Source organism: Thermomonospora cellulosilytica (genome assembly GCF_014138835.1).
Classification (GTDB): Bacteria; Actinomycetota; Actinomycetes; order Streptosporangiales; family Streptosporangiaceae; genus Thermomonospora; species Thermomonospora amylolytica.
The window spans coordinates 652919-671185 of record NZ_JACJII010000001.1 but is presented as its reverse complement, the minus strand read 5'-3'; the positions used below and the strand labels follow the sequence as shown (position 1 = coordinate 671185).

Genomic DNA, 18267 nt, shown 5'->3' with positions numbered 1-18267 from the left:
TCACACCGGCGTGTTCGGCACAGATCGGGCGACGGCGCCCCGGGAAGGCCCGGAACGTCCCCGGGCGAAGGTGAAGGAGGACGATGGCGACGCCCGTGGTGGGGGTGCCGCTGGCGGTGGTGCTGCTCGCGCTGACCGCGGTGGCCGCGCTGCTGGTGCGGGCCGGCGGCATCGGCGCGGCCCGGGAGGTGGCGGTGGCGGCCGGGCGCGCCGCGGGCCAGCTGGCCGCGGTGTCGCTGCTGATCGCCGCGGTGCTGCGGAGCGCGGGCGCCACGGCCGCGTTCGTCGCGCTGATGCTGGTGATCGCCGCGGTCACCGCCGCCGGGCGGATCGCCGGGCGGCGTTCGGCGAGGGCGGCCGGCTGGTCCGGGCTGGCCATCGCCGCCGGGGTCGGCCCGGTGCTGGCGCTGGTGGTGCTGTCGGGGGTGGTGCCGGCCCGGCCGGTGGCGGTGCTGCCGATCGCCGGGATCCTGATCGGCGGGGCGATGACCGCGACCGCGCTGACCGGCCGCCGCACGCTGGACGAGCTGCGCACCCGGCACGGCGAGTACGAGGCGGCGCTGGCGCTCGGGCTGGTGCCCCGGGACGCGGCCCTGGAGGTGTGCCGTCCGGTCGCGGCGCTGGCGCTCGTCCCGGCGCTGGACCAGACCCGCACGGTGGGGCTGGTGACGCTGCCGGGCGCGTTCGTGGGGGTGCTGCTGGGCGGGGCGAGCCCGGTGGAGGCGGGCGCGACGCAGCTGCTGGTGCTGGTCGGGCTGCTGGCGGCCGAGGCGGTCTGCGTGCTGGCGACCCTGGAACTGGTCGCCACCGGCCGGCTGCATGAGGCCGAATGAGCGGGCGGCCGGAGTAACGGCTTTCCAGGCGCATGGGGTGAGGAACGCTGTACGCCTGCTCCGGCCGCCTGCTCCCTCCGGAGTGCCCCTTGCCGTCCCGGCGGTCCGGGGGCGAGTCGGGCCGCGGTCCGGCAAGGGCTTCGACGATAACTCGCGGTATGAAATGCGTGAAGTGACTCACTGTCTACAGTTATTCACAACATGTGTCAGCTTTGGCGGGTCACTCGTTCACGCGTTCCGTCCGGCCGTTCCGTCACGCGGGCGGTGTGCGCGCCGACGCTCCGTGCGCGGTTCCGCAGTCTTGCCGTAACTGCGAACCGTTCGCAATAGTGGCGGCATGGTGTCCCGCCGGGCGGCGCCTCCCGGACCGGGGTCATGCTCAGAACACGTCCCGCACGGTCCGGGAGGCGCCGCCCCGTTCTCTCGGCGGAACGCATCGTCATGGTCTCTCGTTGACCGGGTACGGAAGCGCACGAGAACGCTTCCGCCGACCCCCGGAAGGGGAGGACGACCATGGCCTCGATCGTCACGAAGATCAGGCGATTCCTGCACACCCCGCAGGGCCGCCAGGCCCGCGCCCACGCCGAACGGCTGGCCCGCGACCCCCGCGCCCGCGCCAAGCTCCGCAGCCTGATGGGCAAGCGCGGCGCAGGCGGGCGCCGCCACTGAGGAACCACACGCCGGTGAGCGGTCCGGGGACCGCTCACCGGCCGGCGGGCCACCGCGGTGAGCCCGTCCCCGGAGCGACGGATTTCCCGGGCCTCCCTCTCCAGTGCGGCGGAACTTCTCCGCCCTGCGGCGGAGTCAAAGGGGTGCGGTGTCCCGGTATGGTCCGAAGACCCGGGGAAAGGCGGGGCTGTGGAGCCTGGAGCGGTACTGGACGGCAAATACCGGCTGGTGCGACGGCTGGGCCAGGGCGGCATGGGCGAGGTGTGGGCCGCCGACGACCTGTCGCTCGGCCGGCGGGTCGCGGTCAAGATCGTGCTGTCCAACCTGGGCATCGACCAGGAGCTGATCCGGCGGCTGCGGCGCGAGGCGCAGGCGGCGGCGTCGCTGCAGCATCCGGGGATCACCGTGGTCCACGCGATGGGCGAGCACGAGGGGCATCCGTTCTTCGTGATGGAGCTGCTGGAGGGCCGCGACTTCGGGGCGCTGCTGGAGGCGCACCCGGACGGGCTGTCCGTACCGCACGCGGTGTCGCTGGTCAGGCAGGTCGCCGAGGCGCTGGCGTACGCGCACCGCAAGGGCGTGGTGCACCGCGACATCAAGCCCGCCAACCTGATGGAGCTGGCCGAGGGCGGCGTCAAGATCTGCGACTTCGGCATCGCCCGGTTCGCCGACGCCGCCTCCGACCTCACCCCGATGGGCATCATCGTGGGCACGCCCCCGTACACCGCCCCCGAGCAGTACCGGGGCGAGCGGGGCGACGAGCGCTCGGACCTGTACTCGCTGGGCTGCACCCTCTACGCACTGCTGACCGGCCGTCCGCCGTTCACCGGCCCGTCGATGGCGGCGTTCATGAACCAGCACCTGCGCGAGGCCCCGCCGCAGCCGACCGCGTTCCGGCCGGACGTCCCCCCCGAGCTGGAGGCCCTGACCCTGCGGCTGCTGGCCAAGGACCCCGCCGCCCGGCCCGCCATGTCCGAGGTGCTGGCCCGCCTGACCGCCCTGGCTGCGCCGGTCACACCGGTGATGAGCCCGCCCGCCCCGACCCGCCCGTTCGCCGCGGCCCCGCCGCCCGGCCCGCCGCCGGGTCCCCCGCCGGGCCCGCCGCCCGCCCGGGCGGCCGAGCCGCCCCCGCCGGCGGTGCAGGCGATCAACGGCGCCGTCGCCCGCCTGCAGGGCCGTCCCGCCCGCACCGTGACCCGCGTGTGGAACGCCGTCGCGTCGGCCGTGGGCTGGCTGCTGCGGGCACCCGGCGGCGCCGGCCGTGACGTGGATCCGGCGCAGCGCCGCGACGGCGTCGGCCTGACGCTGGTCATCGCCGCGATCACGCTGGGCGGACTGCTGTGGGCGCGGACGGAGACCACGTTCACGACGGCGGTGGCGGACCTGCTGCGCGGTGCGTTCGGCCTGTGCGCCTACGTGCTGCCCATCGCGGTCGCGCTGCTGGCCGCGCGCGTCTTCCGCCGTCCCGAGCGCCGTACCGGCACCATCCGCATCCTGGTCGGCTCCGCCATCATCGGCATCGGCGTGCTCGGCGTCATCCACGCCGCCGCCGACAGCCCCGACCCCTTCACCGGCATGGACCAGGTGCGCGGGGCGGGCGGCGTCCTCGGCTGGCTCGTCGGCGCCCCTCTGGAGTCGGCCCTGACCGCGTGGGCCGCGATCCCCCTGCTGCTGGCGGTCGGCGGTCTCGGCGTCCTGGTCGCCACCGCCACGCCGCTGCAGAGCGTTCCCGACCGCCTCGGCCGCGTGCTCGGCTTCCTGGCCGGCGGCGGCGACCGCGAGCCCGGGGAACGGAACGCGCAACAGCCCTGAGGGAGCGTTCACCCCAGCCCGCGGGCTGGAGTTTTGTCCTGTGATGCGCTGACCGGCTCAGGTAAGCCGATTCCTGAGATAAAGTTCGTTGGTCTGCGCTTTAGTTGCAGCGTGGAAACTATTCGGCGGCTAGGGTCGGCTGCCGGGAGACGGTTGACGGCGCTGTCTCCCGGCCGACGAGCCGGACAGGGTGAGGACATGGGTGACGCTGCGGTAAGCGAGCGGACCGACGGGACGGTCGGCGAGGCCGAACTGCGGCAGCTTCTGGACGGGCTGACCGCGGTGCGCGACGGGGACTTCGGGACCCGGCTGCCCGACGACGCCGACGGGCTGATGGGCGAGATCGCCACCGTGTTCAACGGGATGGTGGACCAGTTGTCGCTGTTCACCTCCGAGGTGACCCGGGTGGCCCGGGAGGTCGGCACCGAGGGCCGGCTGGGCGGCCAGGCCGAGGTGCACGGCGTGGCCGGCACCTGGAAGGACCTGACCGACTCGGTGAACGCCATGGCCGGGAACCTGACCACCCAGGTCCGCGACATCGCCCAGGTGGCGACCGCGGTGGCCAAGGGCGACCTGTCGCAGAAGATCGACGTGGACGCCCGCGGCGAGTTCCTGGAGTTGAAGAACACCGTCAACACGATGGTGGACCAGTTGTCGTCGTTCGCCGACGAGGTCACCCGGGTGGCCCGGGAGGTGGGCAGCGAGGGGCGGCTGGGCGGCCAGGCCGACGTCAAGGGCGTCTCCGGCACCTGGCGCGACCTGACCGACTCGGTGAACTTCATGGCCGGCAACCTCACCGCCCAGGTCCGCAACATCGCCCAGGTCACCACCGCCGTCGCCAAGGGCGACCTGTCGCAGAAGATCACCGTCGACGCGCGCGGCGAGATCCTGGAGTTGAAGAACACCGTCAACACGATGGTGGACCAGTTGTCGTCGTTCGCCGACGAGGTCACCCGGGTGGCCCGGGAGGTGGGCAGCGAGGGGCGGCTGGGCGGCCAGGCCGACGTCAAGGGCGTCTCCGGCACCTGGAAGGACCTCACCGAGTCGGTCAACGTCATGGCCGACAACCTCACCGCCCAGGTCCGTTCGATCGCCCAGGTCACCACCGCCGTCGCCAGGGGCGACCTGTCGCAGAAGATCCGGGTCGACGCGCGCGGCGAGATCGCCGAGCTCAAGGAGACCATCAACACGATGGTCGACCAGCTCTCGGCGTTCGCCGACGAGGTCACCCGGGTGGCCCGCGAGGTCGGCACCGAGGGCAACCTGGGCGGGCAGGCCACCGTCCGCGGGGTCTCCGGCACCTGGAAGGACCTCACCGACAACGTCAACGTGATGGCCTCCAACCTGACCGGCCAGGTCCGGTCCATCGCCCAGGTGGCGACCGCGGTGGCGCGCGGCGACCTGTCGCAGAAGATCACCGTCGAGGCCAAGGGCGAGGTCGCCGCGCTCGCCCAGACCATCAACACGATGGTGGACACCCTGTCGGCGTTCGCCGACGAGGTCACCCGGGTGGCCCGCGAGGTCGGCACCGAGGGCATGCTGGGCGGCCAGGCCCGGGTCCCGAACGTGGCCGGCACCTGGCGCGACCTCACCGACTCGGTGAACTTCATGGCGCACAACCTGACCAGCCAGGTGCGCAACATCGCCCAGGTCACCACCGCCGTCGCGCAGGGCGACCTGACCAAGAAGATCGACGTCGACGCGCGCGGCGAGATCCTGGAGCTGAAGAACACCATCAACACGATGGTCGACCAGCTCTCCTCGTTCGCCGCCGAGGTCACCCGGGTCGCCCGCGAGGTGGGCAGCGAGGGCCGGCTGGGCGGCCAGGCCGAGGTCGAGGGCGTCTCGGGCACCTGGAAGCGGCTGACCGAGAACGTCAACGAGCTGGCCGGCAACCTGACCCGGCAGGTCCGCGCCATCGCCGAGGTGACCAGCGCGGTCGCCGAGGGCGACCTGACCCGGTCGATCACCGTGGACGCCTCCGGCGAGGTCGCCGAGCTCAAGGACAACATCAACTCGATGGTCCGGTCGCTGCGCGAGACCACCCGGGCCAACCAGGAACAGGACTGGCTCAAGACCAACCTGGCCCGGATCTCCTCGCTGATGCAGGGCCACCGGGACCTGTCGGTGGTCGCCGCCCTGATCATGGACGAGCTGACCCCGCTGGTGCAGGCCCAGGTCGGCGCGTTCTACCTGGCCGAGGAGACCCCCGACGGCGTCGAGCTGGCGTTGCTCGGCTCGTACGGCTACCCGGCGGGCGGGGACCGGCCGGACCGGTTCCGGCTGGGCGAGTCCCTGGTGGGGCAGGCCGCCCGCAGCCGCCAGCCGATCATGGTGGACGAGATGCCGCCCGGCTACCTGACCGTCTCCTCCGGGCTCGGCGAGACCCTGCCGACCAGCCTGGTGGTGCTGCCGATCGTGGTGGAGGACCAGGTCCTGGGGGTGATCGAGCTGGCCTCGGTGCACCGGTTCACCCCGGTGCAGCGCGACTTCCTGCAGCAGGTGCTGGAGACCATCGGGGTCAACGTCAACACCATCATCGCCAACGCCCGCACCGACGAGCTGCTGGCCGAGTCGCAGCGGCTGGCCGCCGAGCTGCAGGCCCGGTCCGAGGAGCTGCAGATCCGGCAGGAGGAGCTGCAGCGCTCCAACGCCGAGCTGGAGGAGAAGGCCGCGCTGCTGGCCAGCCAGAACCGCGACATCGAGGCCAAGAACCTGGAGATCGAGCAGGCCCGCCAGGAGCTGGAGACCCGCGCCCAGCAGCTCGCGCTGGCCTCCAAGTACAAGTCGGAGTTCCTGGCCAACATGAGCCACGAGCTGCGCACCCCGCTCAACAGCCTGCTGATCCTGGCGCAGCTGCTGGCCCAGAACCCCACCCGCAACCTCACCCCCAAGCAGGTGGAGTACGCCAGCATCATCCACTCGGCCGGTTCGGACCTGCTCCAGCTCATCAACGACATCCTGGACCTGTCCAAGGTCGAGGCGGGCAAGATGGACGTGCAGCCCGAACGGGTCAAGCTGCGCCATCTGCTGGACTACGTCGAGGCCACGTTCCGTCCGTTGACCTCGCAGAAGAGCCTCAGCTTCAAGATCACCACGGCGTCCGGCCTGCCGGTGGAGCTGTACACCGACGACTCCCGGCTGCGCCAGGTGCTGCGCAACCTGATGTCGAACGCGGTGAAGTTCACCGAGAGCGGCGGGGTGGAGCTGCGGATCGAGCCCGCCGACCAGGCCGAGCTGCCCGCCGCGGTCCGCGCGCACGGCCAGGCCGTCGCGTTCCGGGTGACCGACACCGGCATCGGCATCGCCGAGCACCAGCTCGACTCCATCTTCGGGGCGTTCCAGCAGGCGGACGGGACCACCAGCCGCAAGTACGGCGGCACCGGGCTGGGCCTGTCCATCAGCCGGGAGATCGCCCACCTGCTGGGCGGCGCCATCCACGTCGAGAGCACGGTCGGGGAGGGCAGCACCTTCACCCTGTACCTGCCGGTCGCCCGGCCCGACTTCGTGGCGTCGGCCGCCGACGCCGACGACACCGGGACCGAAGGGACCGAACCGGCCGAGCCGCCGGCCGAGTCCGTCGTCGTCGCCGAGCCCCAGCCGGCCCGGCAGCGCCGGCTGCTGGTGATCGAGGAACGGGCGCACGGGCTGCTGTCCCTGGTCGCCGAGAGCGCGGTGAACGACCTGGGCGAGGCCGCCGGCGGCGGTCCGGCCGGGCCGGTCGAGGTGGTCGGGGTGGTCGGCGCCCAGGAGGCCGCCGCCGCGCTGGCCGCCGAGTCCTGCCACTGCATCGTGCTGCAACTGGACATGCCCGGCGGGGAGGCGATGACGTTCCTGGAGGCGCTGGACGGCGACCCGTCGCTGCGGGGCGTCCCGGTGCTCGGGCACAACAACCGGCGGCTGGACCCGGCGCAGGAGCGGGAACTGGCCGAACGCGCCCGCAGCCGACCGCTGGAGCTGCTGTCCAGCCTGGACGAGCTGCGCGAGCGCATCACGCTGCACCTGTCGGCCGACGAGCCGGGCAGCGTGCTGCCGCTGGTGCGGCCCGAGGAGCCGCAGCAGCCGGCGTTCCGCGAGGTGGACGGGTCGCTGGCGGGCCGTACCGTGCTGGTGGTCGACGACGACGCCCGCAACGTGTACGCCATCACCAGCATCCTGGAGCTGCACGGGATGACCGTGCTGCACGCCGAGAACGGGCGGGCCGGGATCGAGCTGCTGACCGCCAACCCCGGCATCGACCTGGTCCTGATGGACGTGATGATGCCGGAGATGGACGGTTACGCCGCCACCGGGACGATCCGCCGGATGCCCGGGTACGCGAACCTGCCGATCATCATGGTGACCGCCAAGGCCATGCCCGGCGACCAGGAGAAGAGCCTGGCGTCGGGGGCCAACGACTACGTCACCAAGCCCGTCGACGCCGACGACCTGATCGCCCGCATCCACCGCTGGCTGAACGTCTGAGTCCCCGGCCGATTGGAGCGATGTCGTGTACACCCCCCAACGGTCCGGGCCGCCCGAGCCCGCGTCCGGCGAGCAGGCCGAGGGCGGTCTCGGCCGGCTCGCCGAGACCGTGCGGCGGCTGCGGCGGCAGATCGAGCAGGCGCACGCCGCCGCCGACGGCCGGTCGCTGATCGAGCTGGCCACCGGCGTGCTGGTGGAACGGCTGCGGTGCGGGCCGGCCGAGGCCGCCCGGCAGCTCGACGCGCTGGCCGCCGAGTCCGGCCGCACCCCGCTGGAACTGGCCGCCGAGATCGTCGACCAGGCGGCGCAGGACCGGCTGACCGAGGCGGCCCGGGAGTTCCTCACCCGCACCGTCGCCGCGCGCTCCGGCGTGGCGGTCCGGCTGCGCACCGCCGAGGTGGGCGCGCTGGCCGCCCCCGACACCCAGGCCGCCGCCCAGTCGCTGCTGGAGAACGCGCTGGCGCCGCTGGGCGCCAACGCCGTCGCGGTGTGGGCGGCCGGTCCCGACGCCTCGCTCACCCTGGCCGGATGGGCCGGGTTCTCCGCCGAGGAGCCCGGCCGCTGGCGGTACGTCCCGCCGGGCGTGGCGACCCCGGCCCGCCATGCCCTGATGGACCGGCGGACCCGCTGGTACCCGCTGCTGTCCCAGGCGGGGCTGCCGTCCATCGGCCACCGCGAACTGCCGGACGGCGGCCGGGTCGTGGTGCCCGCCGGGACCGGCGGGCGCATCCTCGGCGTGCTGGAGATCTGCTGGCCGCACCGGCTGGAGCCGCAGCCGCCCGCCATCGAGCGGCAGGTCGAGGCGCTGGCCGAGCTGTGCGCGCACACCCTGGAGACCCGGCCCGCGCCCGTGCTCAGCCCGCTGCCGCCGTGGACGCCGGAGGTCGACCAGAGCCTGGTGGAGCTGGTGGACCTCGCCGACGGGCTGTACGACCCGGCCCTGGTGCTGACCCCGCACCTGGACGCCGAGGGGCGGCTCGCCGACTTCCGCATCCACCACGCCAACGGGCGTTTCGTCGACCCCGCCGGACGGCCGCGCAGCGCGGTGAACGGCGCGCTGCTGCTGGAGTCGTACCCGATGGCCGCCGGGGAGAGCGGGCTGTTCGAGAACGTCGCCCGGGTGCACGCCACCGGGGAGCCGTTCCGGGCCGAGCGGATGACGCTGACCGCCCTGGTCGGCCAGGTGCCGGTGGCGGGCACCGCCGACATCAGCATCAACCGGCTCGGCGACGCCGTCCTGCTGATCTGGCGGGTGGAGGACGAGGCCGCCCGGCTGGCCCGGCTGCTCCAGCACGCCCAGCGCCTGATCCGCCTCGGCGGCTTCGAGGAGAACGCCCTCAGCGGCGAGATCACCTGGAACGAGCAGCTGTTCGACCTGTTCGGGCTGTCGGCGGGCGACGAGCCGGTGCCGCTGCGGCTGCTGCCCGAGCACGCCCACCCCGACGACGACGACGCCATCGGCCGTTTCCTGCGCGCGGTGCTGCACCAGCGCCGCCCGGCGTCGGCGGCGTTCCGGATGCTGCGCCCGGACGGCATCACCCGGCACATGCGGGTGATCGCCGAGCCGGTGCTGGACGCCCAGGGGCACCTGCTCGCCGTCCGCGGCGCCTACCAGGACGTCTCGGCGCAGCACTGGACCGAGGTCGCGCTGGCCGCCACCCGCGACCAGCTCGCCCAGACCGAGCAGCATGCCGCCGAGCGCAACCGGCTGGCCCGCCAGCTCCAGCAGGCGATCATGCCGCCCTCCCGGGGCCCGGTGGACCTGCTCGGCCTGCACATCGCCACCCGCTACCGGCCCGCCGAGAAGGACCACATGGTCGGCGGCGACTGGTACGACGCCGTGACGCTGCCGTCCAAGCAGGTCATGCTGTGCGTCGGCGACGTGGCCGGCCACGGCATCGAGGCGGCGACCGACATGGTCGTGCTGCGCAACGCGCTGCGCGGCCTGGCCACCACCGGCGCCGGTCCCGCCCAGCTCCTCACCTGGCTCAACCAGGTGGCCCACCACCTGACCGACAACGTCACCGCCACGGCCCTGTGCGCCCTCTACGACCCGGGCACCCGCACCCTGCGCTGGGCGCGTGCGGGTCACCTGCCCCCGGTCCTGGTCCGGGGCGACGAGGCGGCCCCCCTGCCCGCGGTGCCGGGCCTTCTGCTGGGCGCCCTGGCCGAGGCCGACTACGAGGAGGCCGAGCTCCAGCTCGAGCCGGACGACATCCTGCTGATGTACACCGACGGCCTGGTGGAGCGGAGGGACCGTTCGGTGGAGGAGTCGCTGCAGCACCTGCTCGACAACGCCAGGACCCCCACCGCCACGCTGGAACAGCGGCTGGACCACATGCTGACGCACAGCAACGCCGACACCGACGACGACACCTGCCTCATCGGCGTCCGCCTGACCTGATGCGGCCCGGATCGGCGCATGACCATTCGTCGCCATTTCGATTGATGACCCTTACCGGAGGTCGGCTCGATATGCCGCAGGGCGTTAGAATCGCTTTCTTCTGAAACCCCACCGCAGAGGTGCTCCTATGGACAGGCTCTGGCTGCGGGCTCTCGCTTACACCGCCCTGGTGATCGTCGTTGTCGGCGCAGTCGGGGCGGTCTTTGTGCTGTTGATGTCCACCGGTCCCGGCGGGACGGTGGTGGGGATCGTGGCTCTGTCGGTCGGGCTTGCTTACGTGGGGACCCTGCTGGCGCTCAAAGGCTACTGACCGAGCACTTCGTCAACGGTTCGCGGGCGAGGTGAACGACGAGCTCGGAATGGAGCGGTCCGCTCTCGTGTTTCGCATTCGTAACGCCTCTTGACGATCTCGGACCGAGGCGGGAGGGTACCGCTGGAAAAACACGACGGGACGGGGGCCCGCTGGACCGCAGGGAGCTCAGCGTGGAACGTGCAGTCGCGTTCGGAGGGCGGTCGCCGTCGAGCGGCCGACGGTCGTCGTTCCGCCGTTCCGGCCGGGCGGGTTGATGGCACGGACGGCTCGGCGCCCGGAGTCCGCTCCGCACCGGCCCAAGCACGCCCGTATCGTTCCACGGCGCCCCCGGCCGGTCGGCGGCTCCCTGGCCACGCTCGGCGGGGTGACCGTCATGGCGGTCGCGTTCCTGCTGGCGGTCGTGTCGGTGGCGGCCGACGACGATGAGGGCGCGCCCGTCACGGCGCCGCCCCTGCCGTCGTCGACACCGTCTCCCCCGCCGAGTGCGTGGGCGTCGCCGACGCCCACGCCGTCGGAGAGCGAGAGCGATCCCGGCCCTGCCGAGACGGCCGACCCGCCCGCCGGCCCTCGACCCGCCGAGGAGCCCCCCGAGCCGGACCGGGAACACCGGGCCAGGGTCACGCTGACGCTCCCCGAGGACGGCCAGCGGCTGGCCGACGACCGCGACTTCATGGTGGAGGGGACGGTTCGCGACCTCGGCGACGACGACCTGCGGATCTTCATCTACGCCGAGGACCGCCGGACGTTCTATCTGGCCGACTACCGGCCCGAGGACATCGCCGGGAACGGCCGGTGGACCATCCGCTCCACCGGCATCGGCCAGGACTGGGGCGGCGACGGCGACACCTACCTGGTGAAGGCGGTCCTCGCCGCCCCCTCCTGCCAGCGGGTCCTGGACGACTACGACCTCGGCCAGGACCAGTACCCGGCGTTCCGCTCCCTCCCGGACGGCTGCCGGATCGCCGCCCGCACCCGCGTCGTCGAGGACTGAGCGGGTCAGAGCGTCTGGTAGCAGGGGGCGGTGAAGACGTACGAGGAGGCGGTGGGACCGGCGGAGAACTCCTTGACGACCGTGATGCCGGTGTACGCGCCGGGGTCCGGGCGGCCCAGCACCGTCTGCCGGAAGGCGTTGGCGTTGGGGTCGCCGGAGAAGTCGCCGGCGGTGGCGGGCAGGATGCCCTCGTAGTCGATCGTGGTGATCTGCTTGAGCGCCCGGAACACGCCCTCGCGGGTGAGGTCCCCGTTCGCGGCGGCCTTCTGCAGCACCGCCTTGAGGGGGTAGGACAACACCCAGCCCGAGGTCATCGCGTCGCTCGGGGTCACGTCGCCGACCGCCAGCCGCATCGCGGCGTGCCCGGGGGAGTCGACGGCGAACGGCTTCCAGGGCGCGGACTGCAGGTAGCGCTGCCGCAGCGCCGGACCCGCCGGGCCGTCCAGCATTTTCCGCTGCCACGTCGGGTTGGAGCCGATGAAGTGCCCCGGATAGCCGCGCCGGACCGTCTCCCCGACGATGGCGGCGGCCTCCTCCGGCCCGGTGGTCAGCAGGACCACGTCCGGGGCCTCCTTGACGATGGCGTCGATCACCGGGGCCTGCGCCTGGCGGCCCCGCCCGGTCACCCGGTGGGCGAAGTCGAGTCCGCGCCGCTCCGCCGCGATCTTCGCGCCCGCGGCGGCGTCGTCGCCGTAGTCCCCCGGGAAGTGCACGGCCATGACGCTCTCGGCGGAGAACGCCTCGACCGCGTAGTCGACGGAGTTCATCGCCTCCACGCAGTAGTTGGCCCCCGACTCCAGGATCACGTCCTCGAACTCCCAGGCCGAGGTCCACGAGACCGGGGTGGCCACGATCTTGTTCTTGCGCAGGTCCGGCAGGATGGCCGCGGTGGTGGGCGAGCCCAGCGTCTGGGCCAGCGCCAGCACCTTGTCCTTCATCTGCTCGTACATGGCCTTGTGGGTGGCCGGGTCGTACTTGGAGTCGCGGGTGTGGGTGGTGACGTCGATGTCGTAACCGCCGATGCCGCCCTGCTGGTTGACCCGGCGCCAGAACGCCTTCTGCGCGTGCGTGATCGGCTTGCCCAGCTCGTGGAACGGCCCCGCGCTCAGGTCGGAGATGATCCCCAGGTAGATACAGCCGTTGTCGGGGTTCACCGCGTTCGGGCACGGCTCCCGCGTCACGCCGGGTCCGCCGGGGGCCGCGTCCGGGTCCGCGCCGCCCCCGCAGGCCGTCAGCCCCAGCACCAGCGCCACCAGTCCGCCGACGATTCCGTGCCCGCGTCGCTTCACTGACCCTCCATCCGCTCGCCATCGGCGTCCATCCCGAGCGCGCCGAGCCCTGGTCTCGGTATCGGCGAACCGAAAGTCTGGCCGGATGTGCGACAGATCACAACCGCTATGCCACAACATGTGCGACCTCGCGGCATACGCGCGGTTTCGTGCGGTCCGCCGTGGGTCAGTCGCGGCGGTGCCCGGTGTCGCGGACGCCGAGATCGCCGGCGGCGCGGTGGATGGCCTGCCCGATGTCGGCGACCCGGTCGGCCAGCAGGCCCAGGGCGCCGACCGCCCGGCTGACGGCGTCGTCGTCGCCCCCGCCCAGGGCCTTGGCGCGCAGGTAGGACTGCTTGACCTCGTGCCAGCGGGCGGCCTGCTCAGGGGTGAGGGTGCCGCGGAGTTCGGCGAGCTTGAGCAGGTTGGCCTCGGCGCCGGAGGCCAGGGTCTGGGACTCGGCCAGGTAGTGGTCGTCGACGAGGGCCTCCAGCTCCTCGTCGTTCATGACCGGGACGATGCGCTCGGCCAGCTTGTTCATGTCGCGGTAGGAGCCCTGGAGCTGGAACGGGGGCTCGGTGCGGGAGTCGTCGGACCGGGCGGCCGAGGCGATGTAGGCCCGGTTGGCGGCCAGCACGATCCGCTGGACGCGCAGCAGCTTGCGCAGCACGGAGACGATCTGGTCCAGCTCGACCTGGGAGTAGGGGTGGGAGAGCCGGTCGGGACGGACGGTGCCGTCGTCCTCGGCCAGCCGGATCAGCAGCTCCAGGTCGCCGCGGTCGCGGGTGGACAGCGGTGACAGGATCAGGTTGGAGGTCAGGGCGTTCTCGATGTAGCTGAGGGCGAACAGGTGCTCCTTGCCGGACAGCACGTCGCCCAGATTCCACACGTCGGCGCGGTTGGCGAGCATGTCGGGGATGCGGAACCTCCTGCCCGCCTCGGTGTACGGGTTGCCCGCCATGCAGACGGCGAAGCGCTTGCCGCGCAGGTCGTAGGTGCGGGTGCGGCCGTTCCAGACGCCCTCCATGCGGCGCTGGGCGTCGCACAGCGAGATGAACTTCTGCAGCAGCTCGGGGTTGGTGTGCTGGACGTCGTCCAGGTACAGCAGCGTGTTGTTGCCGCACTCCAGGGCGAACGAGATCTTCTCGATCTCCTGGCGGGCGGTGGCGCCGGGCGCCTCGGCGGGGTCCAGCGACGTGACGGAGTGGCCGAGCGCGGGGCCGTTCACCTTGACGAACACCAGGCCCAGGCGGCTGGCGACGTACTCCATCAGGGTCGTCTTGCCGTAGCCGGGCGGGGAGATGAGCAGCAGCAGGCCCATCTGGTCGGTGCGCTTGGCGTCGCCGGACGCCCCGAGCTGCTTGGCCAGGTTGTCGCCGATCAGCGGCAGGTACACCTCGTCCAGCAGCCGGTTGCGGACGAACGCGCTCATCACCTTGGGCCGGTACTCCTCCAGCCGCAGCCGCTCCCGTTCCCGCGCCACCAGCTCGGTGCGCCTCTTCTGGTACGCCCGGTAGGCGGGGACGCGCTCGCCGCGGAACGCGCGGGTGCGGGCCAGCACCTCGTCGAGACGCAACTCCAGACGCCGGTCGGCGACACGTGGATGCGCGCCGAGCAGGCCCTCGACGGCGGCGGTCAGCGAGGCGGACGAGTCGTGCCGCTGGACGGCGGCGCCGGCCAGCTCGATCGCGACGGCTTCCGGCAGGTCCATCCGCAGGGCCTCGCCGTCCTGCCCGGCGTCCAGGAACGCCAGCAGCCAGGACTCCACGAGCTGGTGCCGGGCGGCCAGGTCGTCGCCCAGCGCCCGCTGGTCGTCGGTGAACTCGGCCAGGGCACGGGAGCCCGCGCCGCCGAGCGCCCGGCGGAACCGGTCCAGCAGCGTGCGCGCGCCCGCCCCGGTGACGAACCCGGCGGGCGTCGAAGCCAGCTCCTCGAACAGGTACTCCCCGGCCAGCGGGTCGACCCGGCGCGTCGGGGCGTCGGGGGAGCCGGGCCGCCCGTCCGAGGGCGCCGTGTCGGCGCGGTGCCGGTCGGTCGCCGGGAGCGCGGCGTCGCCGGACGCTTCGGCGGGATGCCGGCCGTTCGCCGAGGGCGCCGTGTCGGTGGGGTGGGCGTCGTCCGCCGGACGGACGCCGGGCGGCGAGAGGGGCAGGCCGTATCGCGTGGCGAACGCCGCGATCGCCTCGGAGAGCTCGGCGCACAGCTCTGCGATGGCGGGGGAGGCGCCGAACGCGGTGCGGGCGCGGGCCAGGGATGCGGCCCGGCGGGTCCAGCGGGTGCGGTCGGCCTCGTCCGTTCCGTACGCCCAGAAGAGCTGGGCGGCGGCGCGGGCGGCGGGCGGGTAGCGCAGCAGCCCGGCGGCCGAGTGCAGGCGCAGCAGCGTCCCCAGGATCAGCGCGGCGTCATGGTCGTGGACGCCGCGCTCGTACCCCTCGTCGTAGCGGGACTCGGCGACCCGCCGCACGATCGCCGTCAGCTCCCCCTCGGTGGCCGCGGCCTCGTGCAGCGTCTCCAGGGAGAGCCCGTCCGCCCCGGCCTCCGCCAGCGCCAGGATGGACGTCGCCAGGTATTCGGCCCGGTAGACCTCCGGCGACTCCGACACCAGGAGCTGGTCCCAGAACGCCCGGGTCCGCGCGAACTCCGGATCCCGCACCGGCGACCGGTAGTCCGTCCCGGTGATCGCGTACGCCATGGCCCCGTCGTGCGGGACGAGGGTCAGGTCGATCGGCTGGGTGTTGACCGCGAACCGGTGCCGCCCCAGCCGGATCGACTCGCCTCCGTCGGCGAACAGGTCCTGGCGGTCGCGGAGGGAGCGCCCGGCCTCCTGGCGGGCGGCCTTGAGGCGCCCCTCCAGCTCCTCGGCCCGTACGGCGTCGCCGATCTCCCGCAGCTCGGCGGCCACCCGGCGGAGCTTGGCCACCATCGGGTCGGCGGCGAAGTAGGCGTTGATCTCGTCCAGCGAGGACAGGTTCGCCACCCGGCGCCGCACCCCCGCCAGGGTCCGTGCGGCGGAGGCGGCCAGCCGGTCGGCGCGGCGGGCCCGCTCGTCCAGCAGCGCCTGCTTGCGGGCGGAGAACGCCTCGTACACGTCCTCCCGCTTGGCGGCCAGCTCGGCGGCGAAGTCGTCGAAGTCCCCGAACCGGGTCTCCAGGTCCTCCAGCCGCAGCATCAGCCGGCCGAGCTGCTCGTCGCAGCGGTCCGGGGTGTCGGCGACCGCCAGCGCCCCGGTGACCGCCTGCCCCAGCAGCGCGAACTCGGCGGCGAACGCGGCCCGCCCCTCGGTGGCCAGCAGCTCCCGGCGGCGCGCCTCCAGGGTGGCGCGGGCCCGGTTGAGGCCGCCGAGGACCTCGCTGATCCGTTCCAGGATCCGGGTCCGCACGGTGGCGTCGGCGATCTGCAGCGACCCGACCACGTCGGTCACCGTCTCCAGCGCCGCCGACCGCTCGCCGAGCCGCCGCGCCAGCGGCTCGGCGGCGGCCACCGAGGTGATCCCGGACGCCTCGGCGACCAGCCGTTCCACCTCGTCGTGGTAGCCGGTGAACGCGTCCTCGCCCTGCAGGAACGCCACCGCCCGCCGCCCGGAGGACGCCAGCTCGTCGTCCAGGTCGGCGGCCAGCCGGTCGAGCCGTCCGGTGTCGGCGTAGCGCATCTCGCGCAGCGTCACCAGGTGGCCCTGCTCGCGGCGCAGGGCGGCGAGCCGGTCCACCCAGGCGTCGGCGGTCTGGGGCGCCTCGCCGCGGACCAGCCGGACCAGCGAGGCGATCTCGCTCGCGGCCTCGTCCACCGCGGCGGCGGCCTGCGCGGTCAGCGCCTGGACCTTCTCGAACTCCTCCAGCACCTGCTCGGCCGCCGACCGCACCGCCGCCAGCGGGGCCCGCAGGTCGCCCAGCTCCGGCTCGCCCAGCCAGTGGTAGTGGTCGAACACCCGGACGCAGGCGGCGATCAGCCCCTCGTACACCGCGGCCGACGGGGTCATCTCGCCGACCATCCGGGACACCGACAGGCAGTCGGAGATGCCGCGCACCAGCTCGGCGTTGCCCACCCGCTCCAGCGGGCCGGTGCCGACCGGCTGCGCGGCGGCGTAGGCGTCCGACAGGTACGGCGTCTGCCACACCTGCATCGGATGCACCCGGGTCGGCTCCTGTGACGTCGCCCGGAACACCACCAGCGTGCCGTCGTCGAACAGCGAGTAGCCGTGGCACACCAGCGGCGCCGCGACCTGTTTGCGGATCACGTTGTACGGCAGCAGCAGGGTGCGGCCCTCGGCGTGGGCGTGGAAGACGTACAGCACGTCCTCGCCGTTGGTGGACCTGATGACCCGTTCGAACTCCAGGCCGGTCACGTCGGTGTCGAACGTCCGCGCCGCCCCGGTCGTCAGGTAGTAGCCGCCCGGGAAGATCAGCCCGTGGTCCTCGGGCAGCCGCCGGCAGGACTGCCCGATCCCGTCCAGCCGCACCACGTCCTTGGTGCGGGTGTTGAAGACCAGGTGCCGCCACTCGTCCTCGTTGTACGGGCGGATCCGCAGGCAGATCAGCGATCCGACCCGGGCGTAGTGCACGTCCGCGTCGGCCAGGCTCTGCAGCGGCTCGTCCACCGGTTCGCTGTAGACGCCCTCGCCGGTCTCGGTGTTGTTCTCGATCTTGATGGTGAGGTCGCCGCCGACCGTCTCCACGAACACCTCGTCCTCGATCGAGATGTGCGGATACCGGCCCATCACGTGCTGCTCGCGGGTGGTCTCCACCCACTCGAAGTCGTGCGACGGCGGGAAGACGTGGTCGCGCTCGCCCCGGGCGTCGATGTACTCGACGGTCCCGTCGGCGTCGACCTTCCAGCGCAGCACCCGGATGTCGGTGGTCCGCGCCCCGGTCTGGAAGACCGCCAGCAGCTTGCCGTCCAGCCGCCGCAACTGCATCAGCCGGGTGTCGCGGTAGTACCGGTACAGCTCCGCGAAGTCCTTGCGGAACCGCGGGTCCAGCAGCAGCCCCGGCACCTGGTCGGGGGACACGCCGGTGAACCGGAACGCGTCCCCGTCCCGGGTGAACCGGTGCACCGAGAACACGTCGTCGACCGTGGTCTCCGGCTTGAGCCCGATGAACACGTTGTAGCCGAACAGCATCAGCCCCGACTGCCGCCCCGGCGCCGGGTCCGCCGGGTCCACCGGCACCGCCGCCCCCGCCACCGGCACGATGTCGCGGGGCACGCAGTTGTTGTCGGTACGGATCCGCTCCGTCCCCAGCAGCCGCAGCTCGGTGCCGCCGAAGACCTCGATCCGCCGCGCGTTCAGCCCCTCGGCCCGCCGCGCCAGCTCCGCCGCCTGCTCCTCCAGCCGGGCCCGCAGCACCTCGTACGTCCCGGTGTCCATGCCCGCCTGCACCCCGGCCTCGGCAGCGGTTTCCGTCACGGGCGTCTCCTTGCGTCCTACTCGTGCGGCTGGTCGTTCCAGGTCGTTGTTGGTTGCGGGTGACCCTCAGAGCCTCGCCCCCGAGGCGCTGAGGGCCACCCGCGAGCGGGCC

The 18267-nt window shown here is 73.0% G+C and carries 9 protein-coding genes; 7 read left to right on the top strand and 2 right to left on the bottom strand.

Annotated features, from left to right (window positions below):
• The first annotated feature begins 83 nt into the window (after positions 1–83).
• The 7 genes from HNR21_RS03160 (at position 84) to HNR21_RS03130 (ending at position 11486) form a co-directional block, all read left to right on the top strand.
• Positions 84–833, top strand: a complete 750-nt coding sequence (locus HNR21_RS03160; protein ID WP_182703968.1) for an ABC transporter permease — start codon at positions 84–86, stop codon at positions 831–833.
• A gap of 513 nt (positions 834–1346) precedes the next feature.
• Positions 1347–1502, top strand: coding sequence for a hypothetical protein (locus tag HNR21_RS03155; RefSeq protein WP_182703967.1), 156 nt, complete (start codon positions 1347–1349; stop codon positions 1500–1502).
• Positions 1503–1691: 189 nt separating this feature from the next.
• On the top strand, positions 1692–3314 hold the full coding sequence (locus HNR21_RS03150) for a DNA translocase FtsK 4TM domain-containing protein (RefSeq protein ID WP_182703966.1): 1623 nt from the start codon (positions 1692–1694) through the stop codon (positions 3312–3314).
• 198 nt (positions 3315–3512) lie between these two features.
• Positions 3513–7778 (top strand): HAMP domain-containing protein, encoded by a 4266-nt coding sequence (locus tag HNR21_RS03145; RefSeq protein WP_182703965.1) that lies wholly within the window; start codon positions 3513–3515, stop codon positions 7776–7778.
• 25 nt (positions 7779–7803) lie between these two features.
• Positions 7804–10182 (top strand): SpoIIE family protein phosphatase, encoded by a 2379-nt coding sequence (locus HNR21_RS03140; RefSeq protein WP_182703964.1) that lies wholly within the window; start codon positions 7804–7806, stop codon positions 10180–10182.
• A gap of 127 nt (positions 10183–10309) precedes the next feature.
• On the top strand, positions 10310–10492 hold the full coding sequence (locus HNR21_RS03135; RefSeq protein WP_182703963.1) for a hypothetical protein: 183 nt from the start codon (positions 10310–10312) through the stop codon (positions 10490–10492).
• Between the two features lie 256 nt (positions 10493–10748).
• A complete protein-coding gene (locus HNR21_RS03130) occupies positions 10749–11486 on the top strand; it encodes a hypothetical protein (RefSeq protein WP_182703962.1) in 738 nt (245 codons plus the stop codon).
• A 5-nt stretch (positions 11487–11491) separates the two neighbouring features.
• On the opposite strand, the gene HNR21_RS03125 is transcribed toward HNR21_RS03130, so the two are convergent.
• Together HNR21_RS03125 and HNR21_RS03120 are read right to left on the bottom strand one after the other, a co-directional pair.
• On the bottom strand, positions 11492–12775 hold the full coding sequence (locus HNR21_RS03125) for an ABC transporter substrate-binding protein (protein ID WP_312880815.1): 1284 nt from the start codon (positions 12773–12775) through the stop codon (positions 11492–11494).
• Positions 12776–12941: 166 nt separating this feature from the next.
• Positions 12942–18116, bottom strand: coding sequence for a DNA repair ATPase (locus tag HNR21_RS03120; RefSeq protein WP_182708459.1), 5175 nt, complete (start codon positions 18114–18116; stop codon positions 12942–12944).
• Positions 18117–18267 lie beyond the last annotated feature (151 nt).

Excerpts from the sequence above, each read along its gene's own strand:
- HNR21_RS03135 (WP_182703963.1), top strand. The coding sequence starts at position 10,310 with ATGGACAGGCTCTGGCTGCGGGCTCTCGCTTACACCGCCCTGGTGATC.
- HNR21_RS03130 (WP_182703962.1), top strand. The coding sequence starts at position 10,749 with ATGGCACGGACGGCTCGGCGCCCGGAGTCCGCTCCGCACCGGCCCAAG.
- HNR21_RS03145 (WP_182703965.1), top strand. The coding sequence starts at position 3,513 with ATGGGTGACGCTGCGGTAAGCGAGCGGACCGACGGGACGGTCGGCGAG.
- HNR21_RS03160 (WP_182703968.1), top strand. The coding sequence starts at position 84 with ATGGCGACGCCCGTGGTGGGGGTGCCGCTGGCGGTGGTGCTGCTCGCG.
- HNR21_RS03120 (WP_182708459.1), bottom strand. The coding sequence starts at position 18,116 with ATGGACACCGGGACGTACGAGGTGCTGCGGGCCCGGCTGGAGGAGCAG.
- HNR21_RS03155 (WP_182703967.1), top strand. The coding sequence starts at position 1,347 with ATGGCCTCGATCGTCACGAAGATCAGGCGATTCCTGCACACCCCGCAG.